19 protein-coding genes are annotated in these 15,785 nt (G+C 28.7%); 17 read left to right on the top strand and 2 right to left on the bottom strand.

The features are described 5' to 3' along the window. Nucleotides 1-252: 252 nt before the first annotated feature. The 16 genes from spo0A to scpB all read left to right on the top strand — a co-directional run bounded on the left by spo0A (nt 253) and on the right by scpB (nt 13,277). A complete protein-coding gene (spo0A, locus tag ABDZ93_RS03035; RefSeq protein ID WP_343823511.1) occupies nt 253-1,086 on the top strand; it encodes a sporulation transcription factor Spo0A in 834 nt (277 codons plus the stop codon). A 125-nt stretch (nt 1,087-1,211) separates the two neighbouring features. Continuing rightward, nucleotides 1,212-1,835 carry a tyrosine-type recombinase/integrase gene (locus ABDZ93_RS03030; RefSeq protein WP_343823510.1) on the top strand — a complete coding sequence of 208 codons (624 nt, stop codon included), beginning with the start codon at nt 1,212-1,214 and terminating at the stop codon, nt 1,833-1,835. Between the two features lie 236 nt (nt 1,836-2,071). Then, nucleotides 2,072-2,305 (top strand): hypothetical protein, encoded by a 234-nt coding sequence (locus ABDZ93_RS03025; protein WP_343823508.1) that lies wholly within the window; start codon nt 2,072-2,074, stop codon nt 2,303-2,305. Nucleotides 2,306-2,503: 198 nt separating this feature from the next. Continuing rightward, the gene (locus tag ABDZ93_RS03020) at nt 2,504-2,995 is read left to right on the top strand and encodes an NUDIX hydrolase (RefSeq protein WP_343823506.1); all 492 of its coding nucleotides are present in this window, start codon (nt 2,504-2,506) and stop codon (nt 2,993-2,995) included. Nucleotides 2,996-3,210: 215 nt separating this feature from the next. After that, nucleotides 3,211-3,636, top strand: coding sequence for a hypothetical protein (locus tag ABDZ93_RS03015; RefSeq protein WP_343823504.1), 426 nt, complete (start codon nt 3,211-3,213; stop codon nt 3,634-3,636). 124 nt (nt 3,637-3,760) lie between these two features. Next, nucleotides 3,761-3,955 carry a hypothetical protein gene (locus ABDZ93_RS03010; protein WP_343823502.1) on the top strand — a complete coding sequence of 65 codons (195 nt, stop codon included), beginning with the start codon at nt 3,761-3,763 and terminating at the stop codon, nt 3,953-3,955. A gap of 156 nt (nt 3,956-4,111) precedes the next feature. Beyond that, nucleotides 4,112-4,246, top strand: a complete 135-nt coding sequence (locus ABDZ93_RS03005) for a hypothetical protein (RefSeq protein ID WP_343823500.1) — start codon at nt 4,112-4,114, stop codon at nt 4,244-4,246. A 337-nt stretch (nt 4,247-4,583) separates the two neighbouring features. Then, the gene (locus ABDZ93_RS03000) at nt 4,584-5,102 is read left to right on the top strand and encodes an NUDIX hydrolase (RefSeq protein WP_343823499.1); all 519 of its coding nucleotides are present in this window, start codon (nt 4,584-4,586) and stop codon (nt 5,100-5,102) included. Nucleotides 5,103-5,182: 80 nt separating this feature from the next. Then, the gene (gene spoIIM / locus ABDZ93_RS02995; RefSeq protein ID WP_343823497.1) at nt 5,183-5,821 is read left to right on the top strand and encodes a stage II sporulation protein M; all 639 of its coding nucleotides are present in this window, start codon (nt 5,183-5,185) and stop codon (nt 5,819-5,821) included. Nucleotides 5,822-5,824: 3 nt separating this feature from the next. After that, on the top strand, nt 5,825-6,046 hold the full coding sequence (locus tag ABDZ93_RS02990) for a hypothetical protein (RefSeq protein WP_343823495.1): 222 nt from the start codon (nt 5,825-5,827) through the stop codon (nt 6,044-6,046). Between the two features lie 194 nt (nt 6,047-6,240). Next, the gene (locus ABDZ93_RS02985; RefSeq protein WP_343823494.1) at nt 6,241-7,413 is read left to right on the top strand and encodes a phosphopentomutase; all 1,173 of its coding nucleotides are present in this window, start codon (nt 6,241-6,243) and stop codon (nt 7,411-7,413) included. Nucleotides 7,414-7,663: 250 nt separating this feature from the next. Next, nucleotides 7,664-8,479: a purine-nucleoside phosphorylase gene (locus ABDZ93_RS02980; RefSeq protein ID WP_343823493.1), complete on the top strand. Its 816-nt coding sequence runs from the start codon at nt 7,664-7,666 to the stop codon at nt 8,477-8,479. A gap of 59 nt (nt 8,480-8,538) precedes the next feature. Further along, nucleotides 8,539-9,843: a pyrimidine-nucleoside phosphorylase gene (locus tag ABDZ93_RS02975; protein ID WP_343823491.1), complete on the top strand. Its 1,305-nt coding sequence runs from the start codon at nt 8,539-8,541 to the stop codon at nt 9,841-9,843. Nucleotides 9,844-10,065: 222 nt separating this feature from the next. After that, the gene (locus ABDZ93_RS02970; RefSeq protein ID WP_343823489.1) at nt 10,066-11,262 is read left to right on the top strand and encodes a D-alanyl-D-alanine carboxypeptidase family protein; all 1,197 of its coding nucleotides are present in this window, start codon (nt 10,066-10,068) and stop codon (nt 11,260-11,262) included. A gap of 541 nt (nt 11,263-11,803) precedes the next feature. After that, on the top strand, nt 11,804-12,550 hold the full coding sequence (locus tag ABDZ93_RS02965) for a segregation/condensation protein A (protein WP_343823487.1): 747 nt from the start codon (nt 11,804-11,806) through the stop codon (nt 12,548-12,550). Continuing rightward, complete coding sequence (scpB, locus tag ABDZ93_RS02960; RefSeq protein WP_343823485.1) at nt 12,543-13,277, top strand: SMC-Scp complex subunit ScpB; 735 nt, start codon at nt 12,543-12,545, stop codon at nt 13,275-13,277. Before ABDZ93_RS02965 ends, scpB begins: the two co-directional genes overlap by 8 nt. 162 nt (nt 13,278-13,439) lie before the next feature. On the opposite strand, the gene ytfJ is transcribed toward scpB, so the two are convergent. Then, nucleotides 13,440-13,868: a GerW family sporulation protein gene (gene ytfJ, locus ABDZ93_RS02955; RefSeq protein ID WP_343823483.1), complete on the bottom strand. Its 429-nt coding sequence runs from the start codon at nt 13,866-13,868 to the stop codon at nt 13,440-13,442. Continuing rightward, nucleotides 13,868-14,449, bottom strand: coding sequence for a hypothetical protein (locus ABDZ93_RS02950; RefSeq protein ID WP_343823481.1), 582 nt, complete (start codon nt 14,447-14,449; stop codon nt 13,868-13,870). Before ABDZ93_RS02950 ends, ytfJ begins: the two co-directional genes overlap by 1 nt. 127 nt (nt 14,450-14,576) lie before the next feature. Here ABDZ93_RS02950 and ABDZ93_RS02945 point away from each other — a divergent pair, with 127 nt between their 5' ends. Then, a complete protein-coding gene (locus ABDZ93_RS02945) occupies nt 14,577-15,692 on the top strand; it encodes a D-alanyl-D-alanine carboxypeptidase family protein (RefSeq protein ID WP_343823479.1) in 1,116 nt (371 codons plus the stop codon). The last annotated feature ends 93 nt before the right edge of the window (nt 15,693-15,785 follow it).

The following is a 15,785-nucleotide window of genomic DNA, read 5'->3' as shown; positions in this document are numbered from 1 at the left end:
AAATATACTTGAAAAATAGTGTAAAACACCATAAAATAATAAAAATAGTAATTAAGTATTAAATAAAAACAATCTATTTATACAAAATTATAATAGGTTGTTTTTATTTGACTCAAAATAATGTTATAATATAAGAAAAGGTTGAATTTTAAAAAAATTTATTTTTTTTTAGGTAGTAGAAGGAGTTTTATTACTTTTGTCGAAATTATATATTTATGATATGGTAAAAATTACAAAAAGGGGAGTTGTAGAATGGAGCAAAGAAGCATTAATGTGCTAATTGCAGATGATAATAAGGAGTTTTGCAATATTTTAAGTGATTACTTTTTAAGTCAAAAGGACATCAACGTAGTAGGTGTAGCGAAAGATGGAGTAGAGGTTTTAGAACTTATTGAACAAACCAACCCTGATTTAGTAGTTCTGGACATTATAATGCCTCACCTAGATGGATTAGGAGTTCTTGAAAGATTAAATACAATGAACTTAAATCCTATGCCAAGAATAATTATATTATCAGCAGTAGGTCAAGACAAAATAACTCAAAGAGCTATATCTTTAGGAGCTGATTATTATGTAGTTAAGCCTTTTGATATGGACGTATTATCTAATAGAATTAGAGATATGTTTAATAATTCTATATCAAGTGATTCAGTTAGAAAAGCATCAGTTTCTAGTACTACAAGTTCATCATCATTAATGATGGATGTTAAACCAAAATCAAACAACGGATCTATGGATTTAGAATCAGAAATTACCAATATCATTCATGAAATTGGGGTACCAGCTCATATTAAAGGGTATATGTATTTAAGAGAAGCTATAACTTTAGTTGTAAATGATATAGAATTATTGTCAGCAGTAACTAAAGAGCTATATCCAGCTATAGCTAAGAAATATAATACTACTGCAAGTAGAGTAGAAAGAGCTATAAGACATGCTATTGAAGTAGCTTGGAGTAGAGGACAAGTTGATACTATTAATAAGTTATTTGGATATACTATTCACAATGAAAAAGGTAAACCAACTAATAGTGAGTTCATTGCAATGGTAGCAGACAAGCTAAGACTTAAAAATAAAGTAGGCTAAAATAATATTATTTAATTTTATAGGCATCTTTCAATTTAAAAGGAACTATGTTTATAAAAAAACAAGTTAGCTAACTTTTCAAATCAAGGCAACAAACAGTTTTTTACACCAACAAATATAAAATTATGAATTATAGGCATCTTTCAATTTGGAAAAATTTGGGGGTGCCTATTTTTTATGCCAAGAATAACAAAAAAATTTATAGTTTTGATGATGCAATTGAAGACTTTATGATTCATTGCACAAATAAGGATTTAAGTAAAAAGACAATGAAGTCATACGAAAGTACTTTAAAATTATTTTCTAAGTATTTAGAGGATGAAGAAAACATATTTACACCTATAACGGTAACAACAAAGCATGTTAAAACATATTTAGAATTTACAAAGAATAAGGGAAAGTATTCTTATGTGGTAGAGATAAATACTTTAGATTATAACAATCCTCAAAACAGAGGCGATTTTGGTAAAGAAATATCTATGTGGACAGTAAATAACTATTTAAAAAATATAAAAGTATTTTTTACATGGTTAACAGAAAATAAGGTTATAAAAGAAAATCCATCTGCACCAATTAAATACTATAAACATAGTCGTAAACCTAAAGCAGAAATTAAAGATATTGATTTTAATAAAATCATAAAATCTTTAGATTTAACACTATTTGCAGAATATAGAGATTATGTTATTTTACAACTTCTAATGGACACAGGGATGAGGATAGGAGAAACTTTAAGCCTTAAAAATTGAGGACTTAATTATAGATAAGAAAGCGATATTTATTAGAGCAGAGATATGTAAGGGAAGAAAAGATAGGTATGTTTTCTTTAGTACAACTATGCAAAATGTTTTAAAGAGATGGATTAACAATTATTTATGGTGATGTTAGTAGTTATTAAAAAGTAAGAAGATAGGGGGAATGTAAAAATGTATTCAAAAATGTAATTAAAAATGTAGAGGACATAAAGTTAAGTATAAATTGTTTTTTGGTTCAGGTATTAGAAAATGAAGATAATCTTGTATTAGATAACCAAGAAGATTTTGACGATGTAATAGTATTCAATAACGATATAAATTGGACATGGAGCAATAACAACGGATTAGAACTACATATTTGGGATAACGAAAATAAAATAACATTACCAGTAAATGAACTTGAAGAAGATGAAGATTCTTTTGATAGGATTTATGTAGGTAATTTACTTTTAACAGTAATGTAGAATCATGGTTAAGAAATATGTTCTTTGAAAATTGAATAGTACGCTATTAGAAGTATTAGTTACTAAATTTATGAAATATATAGATAAGTATCCAATATAGTATGGTATAATTTTCTTAAATTGATTCTATATTATAATATATACAACTGGATGAAACTTGTAATTCATAAATTTCCATTGGGGAAAGGGTGAAAGTAAATGAAAAAATTAAATACTTTGGGAGAAACAATAAATAGTGGTTTTAGAGAAAGGAATAGAGCTGCAGGTATAGTGTTAAATGATAAAAAAGAAATGATTCTAATGAATTTAACAAACATGTATTTTCATATGTTACCAGGTGGTGGAGTAGATTTAAAAGAAAATATAGAAGAAGCTTTGTATCGAGAATTAAAAGAAGAAACAGGTGCAAATGTTCAAATCATTAGTGACTTAGGTATAGTCGTTGAAAACTTACAAGAAAGAAAAATGAAGCAAATTACATATTTTTATCTCACAAAAGTAGTTGGAGAAATTGGACAGCCTAATTTTATGCCAGATGAATTAGAACAAGGGTATCAAGTAGAATGGTACTCAATAGATGAGGCTATAAAAATTCTTGAGGAAGAAAACGAGTATGAAGAATATATAAAGCAAAGAGAATTAATAGCAATAAAAAAAGCAAAAAAATACTTAGATGAAAATAACTTATAATCTCAATTTGATGCAACAAAGTCTTTCGGTTCCTTGCCATATTAGAATTTGTACAACATTCTTGTAATTAATAACACAGTATAAAATTAAATAATTTCTCAAATACCGTAATATTCAGAAATGGATATGTGGTGTTGGATAACATGTTATAATATGGTAAATTGATTAATTTTATACAAGAAAACTAGTTCATGGCTTAGGTAGAAAGGAATAGTATGAATAGAATTTGGAGCAATATAATAGGCTGGAGTTTAATTTTGCTATTATTAGGTATGATGTATATGGCAGAAAGAAATTTTACCTTATCAAAAAAAATGTTAAAAATACAGCATAAAATTTTTATTCCTATACTGATAGTTTTAACTATAATAAAGTGGATAAAAACTGGGCAGTTTTTGGGGGAGAAAAATAGCTACTCTTTATTTCTTATAATTAGTTTAGTATCTCTTTGTTCAGAATTATTAAATAAGTTTATACCAAAATATTTTCGTTGCTATTCGATGAATGATATATATTTTGATGATAGGAATTATAGATATGTTATATCTTTAGGCATATTTAATTTTTGTATGACTTTCATGGGGATTGCAACAATTATGCTCTTTATTGATGATTTTATAATAAAACTTGGTATAAGATAGAATGTGTATTTAAATAATGTAATAAATTCAAGCAAAATATTTTTCTAAACTACCATATTATTCGACGTGAATATGCGGTATTTTTATACTAAATAAAATCTAAAAATTTAAGGGAAGTGTTGATATGGATAAAAAGTATTATTGGGTAAGTTATGTTTATAAAAATAATATAAATAATGATGTTGGTTTTGAAAATACAGTAACTACAACTCATCCATTTAAAGATGAATTGTTTAAAAAATCAGATGGATATGGTTACTACAAAATTTTAAATTTTAAAGAAATACTAGAAGAGGAATATGAAATGTTCAAAGAATAATATTGATGATATTATATATTGGTGATTCATATGCAAAAAAATTTATGGAATTAAAAATGGAAGAGATAGAGCAAGTTTGAATAATTCCAACTCCATAACCCAAAAGGACTTGGTAGAGCAATTTAAATAATAAGAGAAATAATATACATATGTTATATGAAGGAAAAATTTCTAACTTTAACTGAATTAGTAGAAATAACAGACATAAATATAGAAGTTTTAAAAATGAGATATATTAGAGGAGATAGAGGAGAAAGATTGATTAGACCAGTTAGAAAAAGAAGTGCATAGTAAAATATAGTTCTTGATTTCACGTGATAACTAGAATATAATTTATAGTGTAAATAATGCAACAAACTAATTAAAATGAGTTCAACAAATTGAATTATGTTTATAGATAAGATGATATAGTTTGTTGGTGTGTAAATGCTGTAAAGCGTTGATATGACTAGGTCCGGGCTTTGTGAAATAGTGAGTTCATTGCAATCGTAGCAGACAAGCTAAGACTTAAAAATAAAGTAGGCTAAAATAATATTATTTAATTTTATAGGCATCTTTCAATTTAAAAGAATTGGAGATGTCTATTTTATATGAGACAGACTATTATATATTATGAGGAGAGATGATTATGAAACTTTTTGAGAAAACTATTAGTGAAGAATATAAGTATAAAGGAACAGTAATAAATTTAAAGGTTCAGCAAGTGGAACTTCCTAATGGCAAAGTAGGAAGAAGAGAACTTGTTGAACATCCTGGAGCAGTTGGTATAGTGGCTTATTTGGATTCAGATACTATACTTATGGTAGAGCAGTTTAGAAAAGCTATAGATAGAACAATTTTAGAAATACCAGCTGGAAAAATAGAAAAGGGAGAAGAGATTAAGCTTTGTGGTATTAGAGAGTTAGAAGAAGAAACAGGATATAGGGCTAAAAATTTTGAGTACCTAGGTAAAATAGCTACTGCACCTGGCTTTACAGATGAATACATATATTTATATAAGGCTACTGAGTTAGTTAAAGGTGAAGCCAATAGAGATGATGATGAGTTTATAAATGTAAAATCATATAGTATAAATAAAATTAAAGAAATGGTTAAAAGTGGAGAAGTTATAGACGGAAAGACTATTGCAGCTTTAGCATACTTATAAAATTTAAATACAGTGGAATATTACCCTTAGTTAAGGCATAGATATAAATTAATTCTTAAATAAACTAAGGGGGAATATGTATGACATTTAGAAGCTTAATAGATAGTTTTAATAAACATTTTTATGAAAATATTTGGATGTATTTATTAACAATATTATTTATGGCCACTGGAATGATTCTAGGGCTATACTGTGTTAAATATATGGGGGATGTGGACAAGAGTAACCTAATTAACTATATAACTGCTTTTGGTTCATCTTCAACTTTAGATGGATTATCTAATAAAGAAATATTAATGGGTACTTTAAAAAATAATTTACCTATTATAATTGGATTTTGGTTCTTAGGATTAACAGTGGTAGGACTTCCGATAATCATTTTGATTAATATTTACAAAGGGTTTTCTTTAGGATTTACTTTTAGTTTTTTCATGTATGGATTAAAAGAAAAAGGATTATTGCTATCACTTTTAGGGGTTTTACCACAAAACCTTATATATATACCATGTTTAATATTTTTATCTGTACTATCTATTGAGTTTTCTATAGGTATAGTAAAAGAAAAATTTACAAAGAAATATTCGCCTAATAGTGGTTCGGTAAGAAGTTATACTATGATGTTTTTAATTGTCACAGGAGTTATGTTTATTGGATTTTTATTTGAGTCTTTTATAACACCTTTACTTATTAATTTTGTGCTAAAGGGGTTAGGGGCATAAAATATGAGAAATGACATTAAAAAGTTCTTAATTATATATGCAGAGTGCTTTATAGTTATATTTGTTATGGGTGGAGTTTTGCCTAATATGTTAGACCATGTACTGAATTATTTTTATAATCAACCTGGAACTTATGAAAATAGTATTTTAGTAGGTGGTCAACTAATAAAGCCTTTAGAAATTATATATAATTATATTTATATATTTAATTCTATATTGAGATAAAGGGAAAGTATAGACAAAAAATTCTACTAATAAATTGACATATTTCAATAATCATGTACTATTATATTATGTGCCATTGCTAAAATAGATGGAAATTTAGCAGTGACACATAATTTATTTTATTTAGTTATATATTTTGAAACATCTGTGGTAAAATATAATATATCAGTGACTAAGAAGAAAGGAAGTATATCATGGATAGAAAAGTAGTTTTAGTTGTGCTCGATAGTGTTGGTATTGGAGAACTTCCAGATGCAGAGCTTTATGGAGATAAAGGTAGTAATACTTTAGGCAATATAGCAAAACATGTTAAAGGTTTTTCTATTCCAAACTTAGAAGCTTTAGGAATTGGTTCTATAGAAGGTATGGAAAATCTTATTAAGTGTGAAAATCCAGAAGGTATATATGGAAGATGTAGTGAACTTTCAAAAGGAAAGGATACAATTACAGGACATTGGGAAATGGCAGGAGTAATTTTAGAAACACCTCTTCAAACTTATCCTAATGGCTTTCCAAAAGAAATAATGGATGAATTTGAAGCTAAAATAGGAAGAAAGACTTTGGGAAATGTAGTTGCTTCTGGTACAGCCATTATTGAAGAATTAGGAGAAGAACATATAAGAACAGGATATCCTATAATCTACACTTCGGCAGATAGCGTATTTCAAATTGCAGCTAATGAAGATGTAATACCTTTAGAGGAATTATATAAGATGTGCCAAATTGCAAGAGAAATGCTAGTTGGAGATAAGATGGTAGGTAGAGTAATTGCTCGACCTTTTAAAGGTATGAAAAAAGGTGAGTTTGTAAGAACAGCTAATAGACATGATTATGCACTAGAACCTTTTAACAAGACTGCTCTTGAGTATGTCAGTGAAGCTGGCTTACCTATGGCAGCTGTAGGTAAAATTAAAGATATATTTACAGGAAAAGGTGTTACGGAATCAGTATCTATAAAGGATAATATGGATGGCGTTGATAAAACTATACAAATGATGAAGTCTCATTCTAACGGATTCATATTTACAAACTTAGTAGATTTCGATATGAAATTTGGACATAGAAATGATGTGGAAGGATATGCTAAGGCTTTAGAAGAATTTGATGATAGATTACCAGAAATTAAAGAAGCTTTGGGAAATAATGATGTATTAATCATTACTGCAGATCATGGATGTGATCCAACTACAGAGGGTACAGACCATTCAAGAGAATATGTACCTGTAATTGTATATGGAAGAAATCTTAAAGAAGATATAGATCTTGGAACTAGAAATGGATTCTGCGATATAGGTAAAACCGTATTAGACCTGCTTGGCATTGAAAATGATTTAGTAGGAAAGAGCTTTAAGGATTTAATTGTATAGTTAATAATCTAAATTAAAAAAAAGTTTTAGATAAACTAAAAATGTAAAGATAAAAGGGATAATAAAAATTTTAATACACAAATTACAATATATAAATTACTAAAGGGTAATAATATATTGTAATTTGTTGTTAATCTAATTTGTTTAACTAACTAGTCAAACAAAAGATAGAAGGATAAATTAATTAGCTGATATTATAAAATATAACTAAATAAAATTATACAACATGTGAATAAAAGGAGAAATTTTTATGGATATTAAATCAATCAATGAAAGTGTAGAGTATATAAAAACTAAGTTAAGCTTTGAACCAGAAATAGGTATTATCTTAGGATCTGGTCTTGGTGATATGGCTGATAAGGTTGAAGATAGAGTAGTAGTAAAGTATTCAGAAGTACCTAATCTTCCAGTATCTACAGTACAAGGTCATGCAGGACAATTTGTATGTGGAACTTTAGAAGGTAAAAAAGTTATCATGATGCAAGGTAGATTTCATTATTATGAAGGTCATCCTATGAGTGTATTAGCACTTCCAATCCACATTATGAAATATTTAGGTGTTAAGTCTTTAATAGTAACTAACGCTTGTGGTGGCGTTAATACTAGCTTTGTACCAGGTGATTTAATGATGATTACAGATCATATAAACTTTGCAGGTACAAATCCACTTATAGGTAAAAATGAAGAAGAAATAGGAGCAAGGTTCCCAGATATGTCTACAGCTTACGATAGAGAATATTTAAAGCTAGCTAAAGAAGTTGGAGTATCTCTTGATATAGAATTAAAAGAAGGAGTTTACATGATGTTCACAGGTCCAGTATATGAAACTCCAGCAGAGGTAAGAATGGCAAGAATACTAGGTGCTGATGCAGTTGGAATGTCAACGGTTCCTGAAGTTATTGCAGCAAATCATTGCGGTCTTAGAATACTAGGAATTTCATGCATAACTAACATGGCAGCTGGAATATTAGACCAGCCATTAAACCATGAAGAAGTAATAGAAACTTCTGCTAAAGTAAAATCAAAATTTGTTTCTTTAGTTAAAGGCATAGTTAGAGAATTATAATAGTGTGGACCATTTATCACTTAAATTAAATATAAAGGTATAGAACGGGGTGTGTTTTTATGAGAATGTATGATTTGATTCTAAAAAAGAGAAATGGTGGAGAGCTTTCCACAGCGGAAATAAATTATTTTGTAGAGAACTATACAAAGGGAGAAATTCCAGATTATCAAGTTTCGGCTCTTTTAATGGCTATATATTTTCAGAAAATGAATAAGAGAGAAACTTCAGATTTAACTATGGCAATGGTACATTCTGGAGATATGTTAGATTTAAGTGAAATTCAAGGAGTTAAGGTAGATAAGCATAGTACTGGAGGAGTAGGAGATACTACGACTTTAGTGCTTACACCTATGGTAGCAGCACTAGGAATACCAGTGGCTAAGATGTCTGGTAGAGGCCTAGGTCATACCGGTGGAACCATAGATAAGTTAGAAGCTTTCAAAGGTTTTTCTGTAGAAATGCCAACAGAAAGATTCATTAATAACGTTAATACTATTAAAATTGCTGTGGGTGGGCAGACTGGAGACTTAGCTCCAGCTGATAAGAAGCTATATGCTTTAAGAGATGTTACAGCAACCGTTGATAATGTTTCTCTAATTGCATCTAGTATTATGAGCAAGAAAATAGCTTCAGGAGCTGATGCTATAGTTTTAGATGTTAAGGTTGGAGACGGAGCTTTCATGAAGAATACAGAATCTGCTAAGGAATTGGCTACAGAAATGGTTTCTATAGGAAAACATATTGGACGTAATACTATGGCAGTAATTTCTGATATGGACCAACCATTAGGATTAGCTATAGGTAATGCTTTAGAAGTAGAAGAAGCCATAAATACATTGAAAGGTAATGGTCCTGAGGACTTATTAAAACTTTCTTTAGTTTTAGGAAGTCGTATGGTAATGTTAGCAGGAAAAGCAAGCACTGCAGAGGAAGCTGAAGCTATGTTAAAAGAAACTATAACTTCAGGAGCAGCTATAGAGAAGCTTAAAGAATTTGTTAATGCTCAAGGTGGAGATATAGCTTGTATAGATAACACAGATTTATTACCTAAAGCTAAGTATGTAGTACCAGTAATTGCAGAAAATAGTGGAGTGGTTAAAAAAATCCATGCTGAAAACTTAGGAATAGTTGCAATGGAACTTGGAGCAGGAAGAGCTACTAAAGAAAGTAAAATAGATTTAGCAGTGGGAATAGTTTTAAATAAAAAACGTGGTGATAAAGTGGAAAAGGGTGACACTATAGCATATATACATAGTAATAACGAAAATCTTATTGAAAAAGCTAATAATGGCATCTTAAAAAACTATGAAATAATTGAAGGCTATAAAAATGATATACCACTAATTCATGAAGTAATTAGTTAGCAAATATTAACATTAAAGAAAGCTGTATAAAATAACTTAAAAATTATTTTATATAGCTTATTTTATTTATAAAAAGTAATTTCTACAGCTTGAGGATATAAATTCTATATTAGGGAACTCTAATTAGGAAGAAAGTTTAGAAAATAAAATTTCTAAATTTCTAGGATAATTTTTAAGATTGAGGTAAAAATAACCTCATAATAATTGTTTTGGAGGTCGGTTATGAAAAAGAATAAATTTGTTTTAACTTTATTATTATCCGTAATACTTTCATTGCAGGCTATAATCCTTCCAACAGCCTTTGCTGATGATGAAATAAAAAATGAGCCTGCAGATAATGTAGTAGGATTTGAGCCACAGGCAAAATCCGTAATACTATTAGAGCCTAATTCAGGAAATGTTATATACGAAAAAAATGCAGATGAACAGTTTGCGCCTGCTTCGGTTACGAAGATAATGACTATGTTACTTGCTATGGAAGCTATAGATGATGGAAGAATAACTCTTCAAGATAAAATAGTTTGTAGTGAAAAGGTTAAATCCATGGGCGGTAGTAGTATGATATTGGATACTGGAGAAGTAAGAACCGTAGAAGAAATTCTAAAAGGCATAGCTATAGCATCCGGAAATGATGCAGCAGTTGCCATGGCAGAATTTTTAGAAGGTAGTGAAGAAGCTTTTGCAGTAAAAATGAATGAAAGAGCTAAGGAACTTGGAATGAATAATACTCATTTTGAAAATTCTACAGGTCTAAGTGCATCAGGACATTTAAGTACTGCTAGAGATATTTCTATAATGTCTAGAGAGCTTCTAAAACACCCAACTATTTTAAATTATTCATCTATATATATGGAGACTATATCAGAAGGTAGAAAAACACCAATTGAATTAGTTAATCATAATAAATTAGTAAGATTTTATAAAGGGTGTGATGGACTTAAAACAGGGTTTACACAAGAAGCTATGTATTGTATATCTTCCACAGCAACTAGAGATAACGTAAGAATGCTTGCAGTAATAATGGGAGCACCTTCTTTTAAGCAAAGAAATGCAGATGCAAGTAAGCTTATGGATTTTGGATTTTCCAAATACCAAAGCAAAACTATAGTAGCTAAGGATTGTGATGTGCAACAAATTCCATTAAATAAAAAAGGTGATTCTTTCTTTATAGCAAAAGCAAAGGATGATTTAAAAGTAACCATCGAAAAAGGCGGAGAGGAAGAATTGACAAAGAAAGTAAATATTAATCCTGAATTGAAGAAAATAAATGCTGGTGATGTGGTTGGATATTGTGAAGTTTATAATGGAGATGAATTATTAGGAAAAGTAGAATTATATAGTGATAGGGAAGTAAAACAATCACAGTTCTTTAAAAATATTAAAGATATATTATCAAATATATTTGATCATTCAATATAAACAGAGTTCTTTGCTTCAGATGGAATTTTCCTCCCACTGAAGCTTGCTAACAGACTTCTAAGTATCAGTATTTTTGATATTTAGAAGTCGTTGTCCTTTAGGAGGAATTTTGTTATACAGAGACGTGGCTGCTTACTCACACTGAAGAAGATAGGAGTATTAGAGCTGGTAGTCATCGGATAAAAACATATTTAATAATTAAATTAAGAGAATAAAATTTAAATATCTGTAAAAAATATATATGTAAAGGCTAATTTAAAATTCAGTTAAGTGCTATAGTTATCAGTTACAATATACAACCCCAAATGTATTAAGCTGATATAAAAAATCACTCTAAAGTGTTTAGGGTGATTTTTTATTTTAACGTTATTTAATATTGTTTTATATTTCAAAATAATAATTGTCATAATTGAAAATAGTTATTTTTACTATTGTAATTTTAACTAAATTTAGAGTATAATTTATAATGAGTGTTTTTATGCTAAGAGATATATTGTAGCTTTTAGTGTGCAGATAATTTTATTGTAAGGAAGGTGAAACTATGGCATTAACAATTAAAACTTCAAATTTTGAGGGGCCATTTGACCTTTTATTACACTTAATAAAAAAGAATCAAATGGATATATATAATATAAGTATTTTGGATATAACAAATCAATTCATAGGATATCTAAATGAAATGAAGGAATTGGATTTAGACATTGCCTCAGAATTTATTGTTATGGCTACTACATTAATTGAATTAAAGTCTAAGGTATTACTTCCTAAAAATAAGGAACCGGAGGTTGAAGAGGTTGATGATACACAAGAGCTTATAGATAAATTAGTGCAATACAAAAAATTTAAAAATGTAGCTGAATTTCTAGGTAAAAGACAAATGAATACAGGCATTATATTTACTAAAAGACCTGAAATAATTGAAGATACCAGGGAAAAAAAGCAAGATGCCAAAGAGTTACTTAAAGGCATAACCATGATGGATTTATATAATATGTATATTGAACTAATGGAGATATATAAAAATAAGATGAATGAAACCTTCAACATAGAAGATAGAGTGCAGGTTGAGGTATTTAAAATAGAAGATAAAATGGATTACTTAAAAGACGTTTTAGTGCAGAGTAAAAATACTACATTCTCTAGTATAATAAAGGAAAGCAAAAGTAAAACAGAAATCATTGTAACCTTCTTAGCCTTGTTAGAGTTAATAAAGCTGAAAGATGTACAAGTAGTTCAGCATGGAAACTTTGGTGAGATATATTTAGAGGGAGTGATAGGGAATGAATAAATATACTAATTTAAATCATGATGATATAGAAATTAATGATGAAAGTTTAAGTAAAGCAAATAAAGAAGATGGAAGTATAGATATTAATCCTAGAAATAAAATAGAAGAGGTTCTTCAGGAGTCAGAACATCAGTTAAATTATTTTATAGATGAATCTAAATATGCAAGATATTTTTCTATAATAGAGTCTTTATTATATGCAACTGGAGACCCGTTGGAAATAGACACTATAGCAAGTATTTTAGAATGCTCAGCAGAGTTTGCTATAGAACTTTTAAAGGTTTTGGAAAAGGTATATGAAAGAGATGAATCTAGGGGAATTAAGCTAATATGTATCAATAAGGCTTATCAACTTGGTACAAAACCTATAAATAGCGATCATATTCAAATGTTATTAAAGACAAACATTAGACAATCCTTATCTAGGGCTGCTCTTGAAACCCTATCTATAATTGCCTATAAGCAACCTATAACTAGGGTAGAGATTGAAGATATAAGAGGGGTTAAAAGTGATAGAGCTATTAGCACTTTAGTAGAAAAAGGACTTATAAAGGAATCAGGAAAGAAAAATGTTATAGGAAGACCAAATCTTTATGTTACTACTGATGAATTCTTAAAGCATTTTGATTTTACATCCTTAGGTGAATTACCATCTTTAGAAGATTTTATAGAAGATGAAGAGCTAGTAGAATTAGAAGAAAAGGATATTGAAGAAAATAAAATTTAACTTTAAAATAAATATTTTTTAGTGTATATAAGATATAGGCTGTATCTAAAATAAAAACTAAATCTTAAGTCAATGTTGAGGGTGTACTTATATTGTTAAAGTATACCCTCAACATCAGACAAAGATTAGTGAATTATTTTAAGACAGCCTTTTTATTTAGAGTTAATCGCAAGGTTCACATGGATTGTAGACTTCTGAATGATTATCATTATTGACCTTATCTTTATTAAAAAGCCCAGAAATCATATCAACGGCTTGAGGCATTGCATCGATTATCTTATCGTATGGGTTGTAATCAGTTACAGAAAGAAATCTTATAGTATTTTTTTGTACTACCAAGAACCCCACTGGTTTCAATGAGATTCCTGCACCAGATCCACCAGCAAATGGATACCTATTAGAGGAATCTAAGTTAGTATCCTTAAATTCACTTCCACCTGAGGCAAAACCAAAGGATACCTTAGAGATTGGAATGATTGTGGTACCATCAGGTGCACTTACGGGATTACCAATAACTGTATCCACATCAATCATATTTTTAATATTTTCCATAGTTGACTTCATTAAATTTTCTATTGGATGACTATCCATCAAAATTCCTCCTTTAAATTGACTTTATCAAAGGAAGAAGCTTTTCTACCTTCGATATAATGATAAAAAATTGCTATAACTATATATATAATTTTTGCTATATTTATAAAAATTATACTAGTACTTTTAAATTTAAAGAAATTTTTATTATATTTAATATTTATAGTAGGGGTAAATTTTTTAACTTTAAAAAATAGATTTAAAATTGTTGAAATAAATGCTGTGATTTGATATAAAAAACCATAAGTTATAGCATTTATAGCAGCATCTTCTATAGCGTAATCTATTTTTATATTAGTACGTATAGTAAATTTAAATTTTAAATTAATAAAAAGCTCTATTATTTCTTTTACATCTTTAATTTTTAATTTTGAAATTTTTTCTTCTTTAGGAGTTTCTATATAATCTTTTGGTTTGTATTTCTTTTTAGCCTTAGCTTTTTTACTTTTTGATGGAATTATCACTTTATTATATATTTTTAAGGTAAAAATTTCATTAGCATATATAAGTGTTATTTTTATTGGAATAGGAAATAATAAAACCAGCATAACTATGGCTAAAATCCATAAAAAATATTTCATTAGTATACTAAACCTCCATAGTTTTATATCTGCAATTCTATCCAACTATGATTTATATATTCATGGTTTATAAAAAAATAAAACTATTTGAGAATAGGTTACAAATTTAAGTTAGGAGTGTAAAAGGATGAAAAGAAGGGCATGTTGTTTTCTATTGATATTTTTATTTACTACGGTTAGTGTTCCTATAAAAAGTGTAGATGCAGCTCCAATAAGAGTAGATGCAGTTTCTGCCATAGCTATAGATTCAGCTACAGGAACTATTTTATTTGATCAAAATGCTCATAATGTTATACCTATGGCAAGTACAACAAAGATAATAACTGCATTGGTAGCTTTAGAATATGGAGATATAGATAGAGTTGTAGAAATATCTAAAAATGCTGCGGCTATAAGAGGTTCTACAGTAGGATATAAGGCTGGAGATAAGATAACTATAAGAGAACTTTTATATGGTCTTATGCTTAAGTCAGGTAATGACTGTGCCATTGCTATTGCAGAAGGGACTAGTGGGTCTGTAGAAAAGTTCTGTGAAGTTATGAATGAATTTGCAGTATCTATAGGTCTGGTAGATAGTCATTTTGAATCTCCTCACGGTCTAGATAGTAACTCCCATTATTCTTCGGCCTATGATTTAGCCATTGCAACTAAAAAGGCTAAGGAAATTGATGAATTTAATAGAATCGTATCTACTAAATTAATTTCAGGAGAAGAAGGAGTAGAATTTACAAGGGAATTTAGAAATATAAACAAACTTTTATATCAAGAGCCTAATTGTACTGGAGTTAAGACTGGATACACCGGGCAGGCTGGAAAATGTCTTGTTAGTTCCTTTAAACTAGATAAAAATGAAATAATTGTAGTAACATTAAATTGTGTGCCAAGATGGAAAGAAAGTCAAAGAATTTATGAATATGTAAAAGATAATTATGAATATAAAAAGATTATAGAAGCTGGAGAAGTTATAGGAGATATAAATGTTAGAGGTAAAGAGGAAGGAATACCATTAGTTGCTGAAGAAGATTTAATTTTCCCTGTTAGAAAGGATGAAAAAATAGTCAAAAATGTTGTACTACCTAAATATGAGTTAACTACACCAATCAGAACTACAGATGATATCGGAATGCTCACTATAACCAATGAATTAAATTCTAAATATGCAATAACACTTCATCCTAGAGAGGACATTGAAAAAATTGGAATATGGGATTACATTAAATATATTATCAATAAAGATAAATAAGATAAACCAAGGTAAAAAAACCTTGGTTTTTTTTCTGGAAACAGTAGCAAATAACTTATTGCTAAATATTCTGATAATATAGTAATTTTGGAG

The sequence above is a fragment of the Clostridium subterminale genome, from assembly GCF_039521425.1.
Lineage (GTDB): Bacteria > Bacillota > Clostridia > Clostridiales > Clostridiaceae > Clostridium_J > Clostridium_J subterminale.
The sequence above is the reverse complement of the archived record's forward strand: the minus strand, read 5'-3'. Positions and strand labels throughout refer to the sequence as shown.

Bases quoted from the DNA above. Each gene is read 5' to 3' on its own strand.
- spo0A (WP_343823511.1), top strand. From the start codon at position 253: ATGGAGCAAAGAAGCATTAATGTGCTAATTGCAGATGATAATAAGGAG.
- ABDZ93_RS03030 (WP_343823510.1), top strand. From the start codon at position 1,212: ATGAATTATAGGCATCTTTCAATTTGGAAAAATTTGGGGGTGCCTATT.
- ABDZ93_RS03020 (WP_343823506.1), top strand. From the start codon at position 2,504: ATGAAAAAATTAAATACTTTGGGAGAAACAATAAATAGTGGTTTTAGA.
- ABDZ93_RS03015 (WP_343823504.1), top strand. From the start codon at position 3,211: ATGAATAGAATTTGGAGCAATATAATAGGCTGGAGTTTAATTTTGCTA.
- ABDZ93_RS03010 (WP_343823502.1), top strand. From the start codon at position 3,761: ATGGATAAAAAGTATTATTGGGTAAGTTATGTTTATAAAAATAATATA.
- ABDZ93_RS03005 (WP_343823500.1), top strand. From the start codon at position 4,112: ATGAAGGAAAAATTTCTAACTTTAACTGAATTAGTAGAAATAACAGAC.
- ABDZ93_RS03000 (WP_343823499.1), top strand. From the start codon at position 4,584: ATGAAACTTTTTGAGAAAACTATTAGTGAAGAATATAAGTATAAAGGA.
- spoIIM (WP_343823497.1), top strand. From the start codon at position 5,183: ATGACATTTAGAAGCTTAATAGATAGTTTTAATAAACATTTTTATGAA.
- ABDZ93_RS02990 (WP_343823495.1), top strand. From the start codon at position 5,825: ATGAGAAATGACATTAAAAAGTTCTTAATTATATATGCAGAGTGCTTT.
- ABDZ93_RS02985 (WP_343823494.1), top strand. From the start codon at position 6,241: ATGGATAGAAAAGTAGTTTTAGTTGTGCTCGATAGTGTTGGTATTGGA.
- ABDZ93_RS02980 (WP_343823493.1), top strand. From the start codon at position 7,664: ATGGATATTAAATCAATCAATGAAAGTGTAGAGTATATAAAAACTAAG.
- ABDZ93_RS02975 (WP_343823491.1), top strand. From the start codon at position 8,539: ATGAGAATGTATGATTTGATTCTAAAAAAGAGAAATGGTGGAGAGCTT.
- ABDZ93_RS02970 (WP_343823489.1), top strand. From the start codon at position 10,066: ATGAAAAAGAATAAATTTGTTTTAACTTTATTATTATCCGTAATACTT.
- ABDZ93_RS02965 (WP_343823487.1), top strand. From the start codon at position 11,804: ATGGCATTAACAATTAAAACTTCAAATTTTGAGGGGCCATTTGACCTT.
- scpB (WP_343823485.1), top strand. From the start codon at position 12,543: ATGAATAAATATACTAATTTAAATCATGATGATATAGAAATTAATGAT.
- ytfJ (WP_343823483.1), bottom strand. From the start codon at position 13,868: ATGGATAGTCATCCAATAGAAAATTTAATGAAGTCAACTATGGAAAAT.
- ABDZ93_RS02950 (WP_343823481.1), bottom strand. From the start codon at position 14,449: ATGAAATATTTTTTATGGATTTTAGCCATAGTTATGCTGGTTTTATTA.
- ABDZ93_RS02945 (WP_343823479.1), top strand. From the start codon at position 14,577: ATGAAAAGAAGGGCATGTTGTTTTCTATTGATATTTTTATTTACTACG.